Source organism: Enterobacter sp. BNK-16 (assembly GCF_048684955.1).
GTDB lineage: Bacteria > Pseudomonadota > Gammaproteobacteria > Enterobacterales > Enterobacteriaceae > Enterobacter > Enterobacter bugandensis.
Genome location: NZ_JBLQTQ010000001.1, coordinates 386,164 through 400,477 on the forward strand (window position 1 = coordinate 386,164; position 14,314 = coordinate 400,477).

At 57.9% G+C, this 14,314-nt stretch carries 13 protein-coding genes; 6 read left to right on the plus strand and 7 right to left on the minus strand.

Features of this window, described 5'->3' with window-relative positions; all coding sequences use genetic code 11:
• Positions 1 to 88 precede the first annotated feature (88 nt).
• From ftsP to ACMGGH_RS01870, 4 genes are all read right to left on the minus strand, one after another.
• Positions 89 to 1,501, minus strand: coding sequence for a cell division protein FtsP (gene ftsP / locus ACMGGH_RS01855; RefSeq protein ID WP_232948964.1), 1,413 nt, complete (start codon positions 1,499 to 1,501; stop codon positions 89 to 91).
• Between the two features lie 58 nt (positions 1,502 to 1,559).
• Complete coding sequence (gene plsC / locus ACMGGH_RS01860) at positions 1,560 to 2,297, minus strand: 1-acylglycerol-3-phosphate O-acyltransferase (RefSeq protein ID WP_028014424.1); 738 nt, start codon at positions 2,295 to 2,297, stop codon at positions 1,560 to 1,562.
• Positions 2,298 to 2,459: 162 nt separating this feature from the next.
• On the minus strand, positions 2,460 to 4,718 hold the full coding sequence (parC, locus tag ACMGGH_RS01865) for a DNA topoisomerase IV subunit A (protein WP_136485013.1): 2,259 nt from the start codon (positions 4,716 to 4,718) through the stop codon (positions 2,460 to 2,462).
• Positions 4,719 to 4,836: 118 nt separating this feature from the next.
• Positions 4,837 to 5,238, minus strand: coding sequence for a YgiW/YdeI family stress tolerance OB fold protein (locus ACMGGH_RS01870; protein ID WP_023309189.1), 402 nt, complete (start codon positions 5,236 to 5,238; stop codon positions 4,837 to 4,839).
• A 139-nt stretch (positions 5,239 to 5,377) separates the two neighbouring features.
• Between ACMGGH_RS01870 and qseB the strand changes: the two genes are divergently transcribed.
• The 5 genes from qseB to lysM all read left to right on the plus strand — a co-directional run bounded on the left by qseB (position 5,378) and on the right by lysM (position 8,930).
• Positions 5,378 to 6,037 (plus strand): quorum sensing response regulator transcription factor QseB, encoded by a 660-nt coding sequence (gene qseB / locus ACMGGH_RS01875; RefSeq protein WP_045261340.1) that lies wholly within the window; start codon positions 5,378 to 5,380, stop codon positions 6,035 to 6,037.
• Complete coding sequence (qseC, locus tag ACMGGH_RS01880) at positions 6,034 to 7,371, plus strand: quorum sensing histidine kinase QseC (RefSeq protein ID WP_219358135.1); 1,338 nt, start codon at positions 6,034 to 6,036, stop codon at positions 7,369 to 7,371. Before qseB ends, qseC begins: the two co-directional genes overlap by 4 nt.
• 105 nt (positions 7,372 to 7,476) lie before the next feature.
• A complete protein-coding gene (locus tag ACMGGH_RS01885) occupies positions 7,477 to 8,058 on the plus strand; it encodes an NAD(P)H-dependent oxidoreductase (RefSeq protein ID WP_041908121.1) in 582 nt (193 codons plus the stop codon).
• 31 nt (positions 8,059 to 8,089) lie between these two features.
• Positions 8,090 to 8,404 (plus strand): putative quinol monooxygenase, encoded by a 315-nt coding sequence (locus ACMGGH_RS01890; RefSeq protein ID WP_008502984.1) that lies wholly within the window; start codon positions 8,090 to 8,092, stop codon positions 8,402 to 8,404.
• Between the two features lie 85 nt (positions 8,405 to 8,489).
• Positions 8,490 to 8,930, plus strand: a complete 441-nt coding sequence (lysM, locus tag ACMGGH_RS01895) for a peptidoglycan-binding protein LysM (protein WP_028014428.1) — start codon at positions 8,490 to 8,492, stop codon at positions 8,928 to 8,930.
• Positions 8,931 to 8,963: 33 nt separating this feature from the next.
• On the opposite strand, the gene ACMGGH_RS01900 is transcribed toward lysM, so the two are convergent.
• The 3 genes from ACMGGH_RS01900 to ACMGGH_RS01910 are packed head-to-tail and all read right to left on the minus strand — an operon-like array spanning position 8,964 to position 13,280.
• Positions 8,964 to 10,151 (minus strand): glycoside hydrolase family 88 protein, encoded by a 1,188-nt coding sequence (locus tag ACMGGH_RS01900; protein ID WP_048959950.1) that lies wholly within the window; start codon positions 10,149 to 10,151, stop codon positions 8,964 to 8,966.
• A gap of 17 nt (positions 10,152 to 10,168) precedes the next feature.
• Positions 10,169 to 11,434 carry an oligosaccharide MFS transporter gene (locus ACMGGH_RS01905; protein WP_232948966.1) on the minus strand — a complete coding sequence of 422 codons (1,266 nt, stop codon included), beginning with the start codon at positions 11,432 to 11,434 and terminating at the stop codon, positions 10,169 to 10,171.
• Positions 11,435 to 11,465: 31 nt separating this feature from the next.
• Positions 11,466 to 13,280 (minus strand): DUF2264 domain-containing protein, encoded by a 1,815-nt coding sequence (locus ACMGGH_RS01910; RefSeq protein WP_232948967.1) that lies wholly within the window; start codon positions 13,278 to 13,280, stop codon positions 11,466 to 11,468.
• 166 nt (positions 13,281 to 13,446) lie between these two features.
• Here ACMGGH_RS01910 and ACMGGH_RS01915 point away from each other — a divergent pair, with 166 nt between their 5' ends.
• Positions 13,447 to 14,286, plus strand: a complete 840-nt coding sequence (locus ACMGGH_RS01915) for a helix-turn-helix transcriptional regulator (RefSeq protein ID WP_219358132.1) — start codon at positions 13,447 to 13,449, stop codon at positions 14,284 to 14,286.
• Positions 14,287 to 14,314 lie beyond the last annotated feature (28 nt).

Genomic DNA, 14,314 nt, shown 5'->3' on the forward strand with positions numbered 1-14,314 from the left:
GCTGGAACATTGTGGGAAATGAAGGGGTATTATGCGGGCTGTTGCCCTCACCCCAACCCTCTCCCACAGGGAGAGGGAGAAAAGCACGTTACGGCGCCGGATTCACCAGCATCTGCCCTACCGAGCCCCTGTCCATCATCTCCAGCATCTGGCTGTGGAACAGGAACGGGAAGTGCGGCCACGAAGGCTGACCGTAGTAGACGAGCAGTTCAACCTGGCCGTCCACCCACACGGTATCTTTCCAGCCGCGATCTTCCGGGAACGGCATCGCGCCATTAACGTTGCGGATCAGGAATGACACACCTTCAATATGGAACGACTGCGGCATGTCTGACCGGACCGTCCAGCGCTCCCACGTTCCCTGCTGAGCGGTGATATCAATGCGATTTACATCCCACAGCGCGCCGTTAATGCCCGGATCGTCGCCCAGGCTGATATCACGGCTGCGCACCGGCGAGCCGCTCATGATCTCCTGCGGCAGCAGGCGCATCGGCAGGCTATCGGTGACCAACGGCAGCAGGCCGGTTGGACGCAGAGTAAGCACCAGCGTGGAGACCAGAATGCTCGACGGCTCAAAGAACCCGCGAATACGGTCAACGATGCTCGCGGCTTCACCACAGGTGACGGAGACTTCGTCCCCGTTGGTCATATCCACCAGAATTTCACGACGTTCACCCGGCGCCAGCGCCAGCTGTTTAACGGAGACCGGCGCGGGTAAAAAGCCCTGGTCGCCGGAGATTACGTGCAGCGGGCGGCCATCGCTCATCTGCAGCTGATAGCGACGCGAGTTAGAGGCGTTGAGCAGGCGCAGGCGCACCCAGCCGCGGGACACTTCCACGTACGGGCTCTGCGCGCCGTTAACCAGCAAGGTATCGCCGACAAAGCCACCGCTGCCCGGCTCGCTGTACTCCGGCGTGCCGAAGTTATCCAGACGTTTGTCCTGAATAATGACCGGGAAATCGTCCACGCCGTAGTGGTTCGGGATCGGCAGAGATTTACTGACCTCATCTTCCACCAGCCACATGCCGGCCAGACCGTTATAGACCTGCTGCGCCGTACGGTTAGGGGTATTGGCGTGATACCACAGGGTTGCCGCGCTCTGGCGAATCGGCAGGACGGGCGCCCAGTCGGCGTTGGGGGACATCATTCGCGCCGCGCCGCCAATCAAAGGGCCAGGAACCTGTAAGCCGCTGATGGTCATGGCAACATTTTCCGCCGTACGGTTGCTGTAAATGAGCTTAACGTCATCGCCGTTCCACACGCGGATGGTCGGCCCGAGGTAGCGCCCGTTAATGCCCCACACCGGCGCGCGCGTGCCCTGGGTAAAGGACCAGTGGCTGCGCTGAAGCGTGAGGAAAAGCGGCTGCCCGCGACGGGATTCAATTAACGGCGGAATGGGCAGCGGCTGCTGCTGCCCGGCGGCGCTGGCTGTCAGCGGCATCGCACCCGCACAAAGGGCAATCCCCGAAGCCTGAATAAACTGACGCCGACTGAGTGACATATAAGCTCCATCTGAAACGACTAACAACGCGGGAATTCTTTTTCCCTTTAACGCCGAATTAAACCTTACCGGCGGCTTCTCTTTCTGCGACTTCTTTATCCAGCAGCGCAATATGCTGAGCCATGAGCTCGCGGCAGTGTGCTGCCAGTTCGCGCACCTGGTCTTTACCGTATTTGCTGGTATCGACGGGTGGCAGCATTTCGACAATCACCAGACCATTATTCAGGCGGTTAAGATTAATCTTATTAGAAGTATTGGAAACGCACACGGGAATAATTGGAACACCTGCCGCAATTGCGGCATGAAACGCGCCGGTTTTAAACGGCAGCAGGCCGCGGCCGCGGCTACGCGTCCCTTCCGGGAACATCCAGATTGAGATCCGGCGCTTTTTAAAATGATTCACCACTTCTGCAATCGTGCCGTGCGCTTTTGCACGGTTGTTACGGTCGATCAGCAGGTTACCGGTCAGCCAGTACAGCTGGCCAAAAAACGGGATCCACAGCAGGCTTTTTTTCCCCACCGTCACGGTCGGAGGCAGAACAATATTGGAGGCCGTCACCATATCGTAGTTGTTCTGATGGTTGGCGATATAGATGGCGTTACCGAAGTTCTCCGCTCCTTCAGGCAGGCGTTTTTCAACCTTCAGACCAAACAGCGGCGCAAGGCGACCGAACATATGGCCAAAGGTGGCAACATGCTTCGGATTACGCGGGCTGAACAGGCAGTAAATAGAGCCGAAAATACAGACCAGAATGCAGTAAATAACGGTAAGAATAAGACGAACAATGTATAGCATAGCGACCTCTGAAGCCCTGACAGCTGACAATTATACTTCACCTGTGGCCAGGTAAGGACTTTATTACGAGCGCGTATTGTTAATCGCAACGCACGAATTAACAACGATTTTACGGGAAATTTTATTGAAATACCCCCTCCGGACAGAGGGGGTGTCATGACATTACTCTTCGCTGTCGCCCGCGCTGCTGCGCGCAGGCGAATCAATCTCCACGCGGTCGATACGCTGCAGGCCGCGCATCAGCGAACCGCGGCGACCGCGCTCGCCCACCACTTTCTGCAGCTCTTCCGGGCGAAGCTTGATTTTACGCTTGCCAACGTGGATGGTCAGCGTGCTCTGCGGCGGCAGCAGGAAGAGGTGCGCCAGGCCATCTTCACCTTTCGCGGCTTCCGCCGACGGGATGTTGATGATCTTGTTGCCCTTACCTTTCGACAGCTCCGGCAGGTCGCTGACCGGGAACATCAGCATGCGTCCGGCAGAGGTGATCGCCAGCAGCATGTCGCTCTCGTTCTCAATCACCAGCGGTGTCATCACGCGGGCATTGTCCGGCAGGCTGATCAGCGCTTTACCGGCACGGTTACGCGACACGAGGTCGTTAAAGGTACAGATAAAGCCGTAGCCCGCATCGGACGCCATCAGCAGCTTCTGGTCGTCGGCCTCCATCAGCATGTGGTCAACCGTTGCGCCCGGCGGCAGCGTCAGCTTACCGGTGAGCGGTTCGCCCTGGCCTCGCGCGGAAGGCAGCGTGATCGGGTCGATAGCGTAGCTGCGGCCCGTGGAGTCGATAAACGCCACCGGCTGGTTGCTCTTGCCTTTCACCGCCGCTTTAAAGCTGTCGCCCGCTTTATAGCTTAGGCCCGGCGCGTCGATATCGTGGCCTTTGGCGCTGCGCACCCAGCCGCTCTGCGACAGCACAATGGTCACCGGCTCGGACGGCTGCATGTCGTGCTCGTTCATCGCCTTCGCTTCTTCGCGCTCGTGCAGCGGAGAACGACGGTCGTCGCCGAAGGCATCGGCATCCGCCTGCAGCTCTTTCTTCAGCAGGGTGTTCATCTTGCGCTCGGAGGCGAGGATCGCCTGCAGCTGATCGCGCTCTTTTTCCAGCTCGCTTTGCTCGCCGCGGATCTTCATCTCTTCCAGCTTAGCGAGATGGCGCAGCTTCAGTTCGAGGATCGCTTCGGCCTGGGTTTCGCTGATGCCGAAGCGCGACATCAGCGCGGGCTTCGGCTCGTCCTCGGTACGGATGATCTCAATCACTTCATCGATATTGAGGAACGCCACCAGCAAACCTTCGAGGATATGCAGGCGCTTAAGCACTTTCTCCAGACGATGGTTCAGACGACGGCGCACCGTATCGCGGCGGAACGTCAGCCACTCGCTGAGGATCTCCAGCAGGTTTTTCACCGCCGGACGACCGTCGAGGCCAATCATGTTCAGGTTGATGCGGTAGCTTTTTTCCAGATCGGTAGTAGCGAACAGGTGGTTCATCACCTGCTCCATGTCCACGCGGTTAGAGCGCGGCACGATCACCAGACGGGTCGGGTTTTCGTGGTCCGATTCGTCGCGCAGATCGTCCACCATCGGCAGCTTTTTATTGCGCATCTGGGAGGCGATCTGCTCCAGCACTTTGGCACCGGAAACCTGGTGCGGCAGCGCGGTGATCACCACGGCGCCGTCCTCTTTATTCCACACCGCGCGCATGCGCACGGAGCCGCGACCGTTCTGGTAGATCTTGCGGATTTCTGCACGCGAGGTGATGATCTCGGCTTCGGTCGGGTAATCCGGCCCCTGCACGATATCCAGCAGCTCGTCCAGCGAGGTTTTTGGCTGCTCGATCAGGGTGATGGCGGCTTTCGCCACTTCACGCAGGTTGTGCGGCGGAATGTCCGTCGCCATGCCGACCGCAATACCGGTGGTGCCGTTCAGCAGGATGTTCGGCAGACGCGCAGGCAGCATCTTCGGCTCCTGCAGCGTACCGTCGAAGTTTGGCACCCAGTCAACGGTTCCCTGACCCAGCTCGCCCAGCAGCACTTCGGCGTATTTGGACAGGCGGGATTCGGTATAACGCATCGCTGCGAAGGATTTCGGATCGTCCGGCGCACCCCAGTTCCCCTGCCCGTCCACCAGCGGATATCGGTAAGAGAACGGCTGGGCCATCAGCACCATCGCTTCATAGCAGGCGCTGTCGCCGTGCGGATGGTATTTACCCAGTACGTCACCCACGGTACGGGCGGATTTCTTGAACTTGGCGGTGGCGTTCAGCCCCAGTTCGGACATCGCATAGACGATGCGGCGCTGAACGGGCTTCAGGCCATCCCCGATAAACGGCAACGCCCTGTCCATGATGACGTACATGGAGTAGTTCAGGTAGGCGTTTTCCGTGAATTCATGTAGCGCGAGGCGCTCTGCCATATCGCTCATTACGTGTGATTCCTCAACTCAGAAACCGAAGGGTTTCAGGCAATATTGCCGCAGATACTACCTCATCTGACGAATTGAGTCACAAAGAAAAAGGGCCGCATAAGCGGCCCTTTTCGGGTTATTTGTTCAGCTTGATAACCTGCTTCACGTCGATTTCAAACTCGTTCCAGTCTTTGTCGACTTTACCCTGCAGCTCTACCTTATCCTGCGGGGTGACGGTCACGCCGTTCCAGCGCTTGTGGTCAATCTCAACCACCACCGTGCCGGACTCGTCGCGGAAGGTGTAGCGGTCATCGGACAGGCGCTCGGTAATGTTCCCGCGCAGCTTCACCCAGGCATCGTCCTTCAGATCTTTCACTTTAGCCGCGGTGGTGAGGTTGGCGTTGTTATCGACAAAACCGCCCTGCTGGGTTTGCGTCTGGGTCTGTGTCGCAGATGGGCCAGTAAAGCCGCCCTGTGCAGCAAAGACCGGCGCGGTGGTCATCATCATGATGGCAGCAATTGCAGCGAATTTTTTCATCTTCATCTCTCCCTTTAATGTCGTTTCGCAGTCCATTAAACAGGGTAAACCTTAACAACTTCTTAAGGGGAAAATTTATTTATTTTTACTGTACAGCAGGCGCTTGCAGAGGGTTTACTGACGGCATCAAGGAGGGAACATGCGCATTTTACTGGTAGAAGACGACAGGTTAATCGGCGATGGCATCAAAGCAGGCTTAAGCAAACTGGGCTTTAGCGTGGACTGGTTTACCGAGGGGAAAACCGGGCAGGCCGCGCTTGCCTCTGCGCCCTATGATGCCGTGGTGCTTGACCTGACCCTACCGGGAATTGACGGTCTGGAGATCCTGCGCGCCTGGCGCGAAAGCGGGCGCAGCGAGCCGGTACTGATCCTGACCGCGCGGGATGCGCTGAACCAGCGCGTTGAAGGGCTGCGCCTTGGTGCGGACGATTATCTCTGTAAGCCGTTCGCGCTGATAGAAGTGGCCGCCCGTCTGGAAGCGCTGGTGCGCCGCAGCCACGGCCAGACCCGCAGCGAGCTGCGCCACGGCAAGGTGACGCTCGATCCGGCAAGCCTCGTCGCCACGCTGGAGGGCGAAACGCTGACGCTTAAACCCAAAGAGTTCGCCCTGCTGGAGCTGCTGATGCGCAACGCGGGCCGGGTGCTGCCGCGCAAGCTGATCGAGGAAAAGCTTTATACCTGGGACGATGACGTCTCCAGCAATGCCGTCGAAGTCCATGTCCATCATTTACGCCGCAAGCTCGGGAGCGAGTTTATCCGCACCGTGCACGGCATCGGCTACACCCTGGGTGACGCATGAAGCTGAGCCTGAAGCTGCGCCTGACGCTCCTCTTTTTAGCGCTGTCTCTGACGGCCTGGTTTGCCGCCAGCCTGGTGGCGTGGCAGCAGACCACCCACAAGCTCGATAAGCTGTTCGACACCCAGCAGATGCTGTTTGCCAAACGGCTGCTGACGATGGATCTGGACGAGATCCGCGCGCCGGAGCGCATGCGCGAGGTGCCGAAAAAGGCCAAACACGGGCATCTGGACGATGACGCGCTGGCCTTCGCTATTTACGCTTCAGACGGCACGATGATCCTTAACGACGGCGAAAACGGGCGCGATATCCCGTATCACTATCGTCGTGACGGCTTTGATGACGGACGGCTTCAGGATGACAACGATGAATGGCGCTTTTTATGGCTGACGTCGCCAGACGGAAAATACCGCGTGGTGGTCGGCCAGGAGTGGGAGTACCGGCAGGATATGGCGCTGGACGTGGTCAGCTCGCAGCTGACGCCGTGGCTGGTGGCGCTGCCGGTGATGCTGCTGTTGCTTATTGTCCTGCTGAGCCGGGAGCTGAAGCCCCTTAAAAAGCTGGCCCAGACCCTGCGTTCCCGCTCGCCGGACGCCACCGACGCCCTGCCCACTCAGGGCGTGCCGGCGGAAGTGCGCCCCCTGCTCGACTCGCTGAACCATCTTTTTACCCGTACCCAGGAGATGATGACCCGCGAGCGCCGCTTTACCTCCGACGCCGCCCACGAGCTGCGCAGCCCGCTGGCGGCGCTGAAGGTGCAAACCGACGTGGCGCAGCTTTCTCAGGACGATCCGCAGGCGCAGGAAAAAGCGCTGGCGCAACTGCACGCGGGTATCGACCGCGCCTCCCGGCTGGTGGATCAGCTCCTCACCCTGTCGCGCCTGGACTCGCTGGACAGCCTGGACGGCGTAGAACAGATAGCGATGGCCGACCTGCTGCAGTCTGCGGTAATGGATATTTATCCTTCGGCACAGCAGGCGGGTATTGATATTCGCCTGCACATCAACGCGCCGGAGGTGACCCGCACGGGTCAGCAGCTGCTTCTGAGCCTGCTGGCGCGCAACCTGCTGGATAACGCCACCCGCTACAGCCCGCGCGGCAGCGTGGTAGACGTGACGCTGAACACCCGTAGCGTTACCGTGCGCGACAATGGCCCGGGCATTGCGCCCGATGCGCTGGCGCGTCTCGGCGAGCGCTTTTATCGTCCACCGGGTCAGGACGCCACGGGCAGCGGGCTGGGGCTATCCATTGTGAAACGCATTGCCGCGCTGCACGGCATGCGCGTCTCGCTGGGCAATGCGCCAGAAGGCGGCTTTGAAGTGAAGGTTAACTGGTAAGGGATTATTGCATTTAGCGCAAAAGACTTTGCACATTTTGCTTATTTTTCCGCTCCGTCCTCGCGCGTAGAATACCCGGCATACTCACATCACCGAGGACAAATAATGAGCAATATTCTGATTATCAACGGCGCGAAAGAGTTCGCGCACTCTAAAGGCCAGCTGAATGACACCCTGACCGAGGTCGCGGACGGTTTCCTGCGCGACGCCGGGCATGATGTTAAGGTCGTGCGCGCGGACAGCAACTATGACGTGAAGGCCGAAGTGCAGAACTTCCTGTGGGCCGATGTGGTTGTCTGGCAGATGCCGGGCTGGTGGATGGGCGCGCCGTGGACCGTGAAAAAATACATGGACGACGTCTTCACCGAAGGTCACGGTTCGCTGTATGCCAGCGACGGACGCACCCGCTCTGATGCCTCTAAAAAATACGGCTCCGGCGGTCTGATTCAGGGCAAAAAATATATGCTCTCCCTGACCTGGAACGCCCCTCTGGAAGCCTTCACCGAAAAAGATCAGTTCTTCGAAGGCGTGGGCGTAGACGGCGCGTATCTGCCGTTCCACAAGGCGAACCAGTTCCTGGGGATGGATCCGCTGCCGACCTTTATCGTCAACGACGTGATTAAAATGCCTGACGTCCCGAGCTATATCGCAGAATATCGCAAGCATCTCGCGAAAATTTTTGCTTAACTGGTAGCCTGGAATTAAAGGAGTAGTAACCATGCTTACAGTAATCGCAGAAATCCGTACTCGTCCAGGTCAACATCACCGCCAGGCGGTGCTGGATCAGTTCGCGAAAATCATCCCAACCGTACTGAAAGAAGAAGGCTGCCACGGCTACGCGCCGATGGTGGACGCCGCTACCGACGCAAGCTTCCAGGCCACTGCGCCAGACTCCATTATCATGGTTGAGCAGTGGGAAACCGTCGCGCACCTCGAAGCACACCTGCAGACCGCGCACATGAAAGCGTGGAGCGATGCGGTGAAGGGTGACGTGCTGGAGACCCACATCCGTATTCTGGAGCAAGGGGTTTAAAACCTGCCTTCCCTCTCCTTCCGGGGAGGGAATTCTCTCTGACCTGCTATGCTTATTCTGACTTCATGATCAACAGGAGGATGGAATGGGTCTTTTTAACTTCGTGAAAGAAGCAGGCGAAAAGCTATGGGATAACCTGACCGACCACAAAGGTCAGAGCGACAAAATCACCGAGCACCTCAAGAAACTCAACATTCCCGGTTCAGACAAAGTTCAGGTTAACGTTACCGACGGCAAGGCCAGCGTGACGGGTGACGGGCTGACCCAGGAGCAGAAAGAAAAAATCCAGGTCGCCGTCGGCAACATCGCGGGCGTCAGCGAGGTGGAGAACAACATCACCACGACCGATGCCAAAGATGAAGCCACCTACTACACGGTAAAATCCGGCGACACCCTGAGCGCTATCTCCAAAACCGTGTACGGCGATGCCAACCAGTACAACAAGATTTTTGAGGCTAACCGCCCGATGCTCTCCAGCCCGGATAAAATCTACCCCGGCCAGACGCTGCGTATTCCTAAAGCGTGATCCGCGAGTCGGGGGTCGCCCCCCCGACCGTTTTTACCAGTACAGTTTCCAGCTCTGCGTAAAGCGCACCAGCGCCTCCACATAGAAGTAATCCCCCCAGCTCGCACACTCGTCCACCCCTTTGTTGCTCGCCAGGTGATAGACCGAGTGCTTCAGCAGCCCGGTACCCTTCTCCTCTTTGCCCCTCAGGTAGTGCTTCGTCAGTGACGACATAATGCCTTTGGCCCACTCCAGATAACGCTCCCGGTCCGGATCCGTCACGGGCAGGTGCTTCACCAGTTCCAGCAGCCCGCACACCGCAATCGCCGCCGAGGACGAATCGCGCAGCGCGTCGGTCCCCACCAGCGCCAGATCCCAGTGGCAGACGTAGTCTTCCGGGAGGCGGTTGAGGAAGTAGTTCGCCAGCCGCTTCGACAGGGCGATCATCGTCTCGTCGCCGGTATAGATATAGCTCAGCAGGAAGCCGTAAATCCCCCACGCCTGCCCGCGCGACCAGCAGGAGTCATCGGCATAGCCCTGCTGGGTATTGCCGTAGCGCGGCGCGCCGGTTACCACGTCCATATAATAGGTGTGGAACGTGGAGGCATCGTCGCGGATGAGATAGTTTGCCGCCTGCATGACGTGCGCTTTTGCGGCGTCAGCAAAGCGCGGATCCCCCGTCTGCTCCGTCGCCCAGTAGAGCAGCGGCAGGTTCATGTTGCAGTCGATGATCATCCGTCCGGCCTGCTCCGGGTCTGAAAGATCGCCCCACGCCTGAATGATTTTCGCCTTCTCATGAAAGCGCTCCAGCAGGGCTTCAGCCGCCAGCAGGGAGAAACCGCGCGCCTCGCGGCTGCCGGTGAGTCTCCAGGCCGCCACGCAGGAGAGCGTGTACAGGAAGCCCAGATCGTGAGTGTTGGTGTCGCTGCGCCCGGCGATGCGCAGGCCGAAGGAGCGCACGTGTTTTTCCGCCATCGAGCGGAATTTCTCCTCGCCGCTCATCTCCCACGCCAGCCACAGCTGGCCGGTCCAGAAGCTGGTTGTCCACTCTACGTTGTCGGTCAGCGGGTAATAACCGTTCCGGCAGGTTTCCGCCGGGAACTGCTCTCCGAATGCCGTTAAATGACGGCTAATCAGCTCGAGGACGTGGCTACGCGCAGAGATCAGTTCATCGCTAAACAGGCGCGAGTCTACGGGAGCAGGAATGGCAGACAGGCGTTCCTCTCTGATACGACTTAACATATTTCGGTTCCTTGTGGTCAGCGTGATGAAGGTTCTGCTACGTTCAGCGGGCGGGGGCCGCGCCATTTGCTCTGGCAGGCGGATAACGTAAAAGCAGAAATAAGGGTAAAGATCAGCGCCGTCGCCCCCATGATGATATAGGTCTGTTCAAAGCCGATGCGGTCATACATATATCCGGCAGGCGAGGAAACCACCACGTTCCCCACGTACAGCATCGCCTGATAGCCCAGTAAATACATGGTGGCGTTCACGCGCTTGTCGAAATGCTCCGCAATATATTTAAAGACCGACACCAGCAGCAGGCAAATTTCCATACCGTATAGCGGCTTGAGCACGGAAATTAACAGATGCGAGTCGCACATCCCGGAAATAATCAAACGCACCCCGACGATCAGCCCGACAATTAATAGCCCGCGCCTGGCGCCAATAAAGTTAACGAACAGCGGGACAACCATATACATGACGAATTCTATGCCCGACTGCACGGTACCGAGATAGCCAAACACCGCGTTGCCCTCATGAATATCGTCAAAGAAGGTAACGAAATAGCGCGAGAACTGCTGCTCGGCGATAAACATCATCCACGCCACGCCCGCCACATACAGGCAAAAAGCCCAGAATTTACGGTTACGCAGCAGGGCATACACATCTGCGGGGGCAATTTTCTCTTTGGTCAGTACCGCATCGGCATGAACGGAGTTAGTGTTCACTTTCAGGCTGAGCAGGACAACCAGCATCACGATCGACGTCACGCTGCCCATAATGAAGTTATAGGTCGGTGAGAGGTTGAACAGCAGGCCGGAGAAGGACGATGCCACCGCCCAGCCGAGCGAGCCCCACATACGAATTTGCCCGAACTCCATGCCGTTTAAGCGGCTGAAGCGGTCGGAATAGGATTCACACGCCGCCACGCCCGCATACCAGGCAAAGCTTAAATAGAGCGCGCCGATAATAATCCCCAGCAAGGTGCTGGACATTAACAGCGGCTGATAGACGTAAATAAAAAACGGCGCCATCAGGGCCGACATGGCGACCACAAAATAGAGCAGATATTTGCTCATGCCGATTTTATCGAGAATATAGCCGTAGATGGGTTTGAGAATAACGGAAAATATTCCGTTCACCGCGAACACGGTTCCAATTACCGTCCCGCTGAGATTCGCTTTTTGACCCAGCCAGATCGCCAGCAGACCAATACTCGCGGACCAGGTAAAGAAATAGAGAAAAATAAAGCTGCTGATTTTGTAATATTCGGTTCTGTTGGTTGTCGATGTATTTTTCATACCATCCTCGCCGAGGTGTAGGGTCAGAATTTTATAACGTGAACGACAGCAGACGTTCGCCTCCAGGGTCGCGGATTACGACCCGGTTATGGTTCATATCCAGCTGCGGCGCGGCCGCAACGTTCTGTTTCTCACTGGCAATGACGGCACAGCAGAGCCAGCGCTCTCCCGGTTGGAGATCGGTTTTTAACAGCGGAATGGAGGCGCACTCCGGGAACATGATGCTGCTGTTCGGCGGCGTGACGATGCTGTCCGGGGTGCGTTCAATGAAAGGCGACAGATCGACAATCGCACTGCTGCCGTTCTCTGCCGCCAGATAGCTGCCGCGCGCGCGGATTTGGTGCTCCGTTTTCATCACGGCGAAACCGCCCTCCGCCGTTTGCAGCGTGCGCGCGCTGTTGATGCGGTGCAGGCGCAAATGCCACTCGCCAAACGGGATTTGCCAGGTCTCGATGTGCACGTCGTGCCACGGCGACCAGCGTGAATAGATGTAGTTTTCTTCCACCCTCACCGCGTCGCACTCGCGACGTCCGCGGAAATAGTTATCCCCGTCCGCCAGCAGCAGCATGGAATCACAGGCCGCATGCTTCAGGCCAAAGCGCCCGCGCTCAATGGTGAAGCCAAAGCGGCTGGAGTAGGCAAATTTGGTGTATTTCGCTTCGGTGTTGACGTAGTTGTTCAGCTCCAGCTGACCGGCGGTGAGCATGGTGACGTGTTGAGAGTTCGTCGAATGCATCAGGATCTGCTGCGCGTGCGGGATGACGTGCTTCTCCGCCAGCGTGGGCAGCGGCTGTTCTTCTGCCTGCCAGAACGGATGCGTCTCCGGCAGCGCCAGAATCAGGTAGCTTTTTAGCGCCCAGTAGGGCGAGCCGGGAGAGTTATAGTCCTCACACATGGCGAGGTTCGGACAGGCAAAACCGAGGGTCAGAATGCCGTCCCGGTCGGTAATTATCTGCTGCTGCCACCAGCGGAGATGGCGCAGGATAATGCCCTTCACAATACCCGGCGTGAACACGTCAAGTTCAGAGAAGGCAACCGCGCTCCAGAAGGCGACCATCGCAAAGCGGTAGGTCAGGCTGCGGCCAAACGGTACCGACGCGCCGTCCGCGGCGGACCAGTAGATAAAGTCCTCCGCAAACAGACGCGAGCGCTCGCGCAGCACTTCTGCCCTCGCCTCATCGCCGCTTAAAGTGGCGTAAATCAGGCCGTAGAAGTGGAACGCCATGGAGATGTAGTAATCTTTCGGGCGACCCGCGCCGTCGGAATACCAGCCATCACCCAGGTAATAGGCCTCCATCAGCGCAAACCGATGGTCGATGGCGGCCTGGTCGTACGGCAGCCTGGCGCGCTTGAAGCCCAGTTGGACCATAATGGCAAAGTAGTTCCAGTTGCTGTCGGGCATCTGCGCGTCGGCAATCTGATTCAGCCACGCGTGCAGGTTCATCACCTCGCGCTCGCTGAAGCAATCGGTGAGTTTATTCCCCAGCAGGGAAAGCCCCAGACCGTAGGACGCCATCTCGACCAGACGCTGATCGTACGGAGCGGTTTCGCCCCAGTAGCCCGGGCTTTGCGGATCGGTGCCGATCCTGATGGCCTCCATGTACTTCTCGCTAAACGGCGAAGCATCGCCCGAAGCCAACAGCGGAAACAACCCCCATAGCGCGCGGGAGAGCCCCTCCATCTGCGCGATATCCGTCGCGTAGTGCGCGCAGGTATCACCCAGCGAGAACCGCGAATGATTTACCGGAAACTGCTTATCCAGCGCGCCAAGTAAAGTATTCAGAGACGCCACGACGTCCTGGCGTGAAGACAACAGATTTGATTTTTCTTCGCTTTCCGCCCGCATAGTTCCACCCTCGTCATCAACTGCGGCCAAGCATAGTGAATGCGTAAGGTGGAGAAATGTTAGCCACGTCACAGGTGAGAACGTTCGATAAACCTGCGGTTGATAAAATTTAAAAAGGTGGTTTATAAATCTCTTCTGACGGGGAAAAGTTGAGTTTTATTGCACTATGCATGACGCGCCCATAACCGATCGTCTTGAGCTCATTACCTTAAACGACACCGTAGCGTCGTTCAGCCGCCTGTTTGCTAACACGGTGCGTTACCACCACTGGCATCAGTGTCTTGAAATTCTCTATGTGGAAGAAGGGTTTGGCGTCGCGATTGTCGATAACCGTCACTACACCATGCGCCCCGGACGCCTGTTTTTCTTTCCGCCATTTACCCTACATAAAGTCAGGGTGGACGAACAGGCGGAAGCGATTTACCGGCGCACGATTATTCACCTCGACCACCACGCGGTGCTGAAGTGTCTGCGTGATTTTCCGCACACGCAGCAGCGGCTGGAAAAACTCTCGCGTCGCGGCTCAGAGGCGTGGGTGGTTGACCTGGCATACTGCCATAGCCATGTCGATCATCTGTTCAGCTGTTATCCGCCGCCGATGAGCAGCGAAAGCATCGCCGGGCTGCTGATTAGCCTGTTTGCTATGTTGCCTGACGATCGTACCGGCGCACCGGGCAGCAGCACGGGGATCGCCAGCCAGGTGATGTTCTGGCTGGACGAGCATTATCAGGAGAAATTCCGCCTCGACGCGCTGGCAGCGGAACTGGGCAGATCGCGCAGCTACGTGTCGCGAAAATTTCATGCGGAGACGGGGGAGAAAATCCACCACTACCTGAACACGCTCCGCCTGCGTAAGGCGTGCGAATACCTGCTGCACAGTGACGCGAGCGTGCGGGAGATTGCCGCGCGGGTGGGATTTTCTGACGTGACCTGGTTTATCAGCGCGTTTAAGAAGGGGATTGGCGAGACGCCGCTGCAGTACCGGAAGAATCATCGTGCGGTATGACACCCTCACCCGCCCCTCTCCTTCAAAG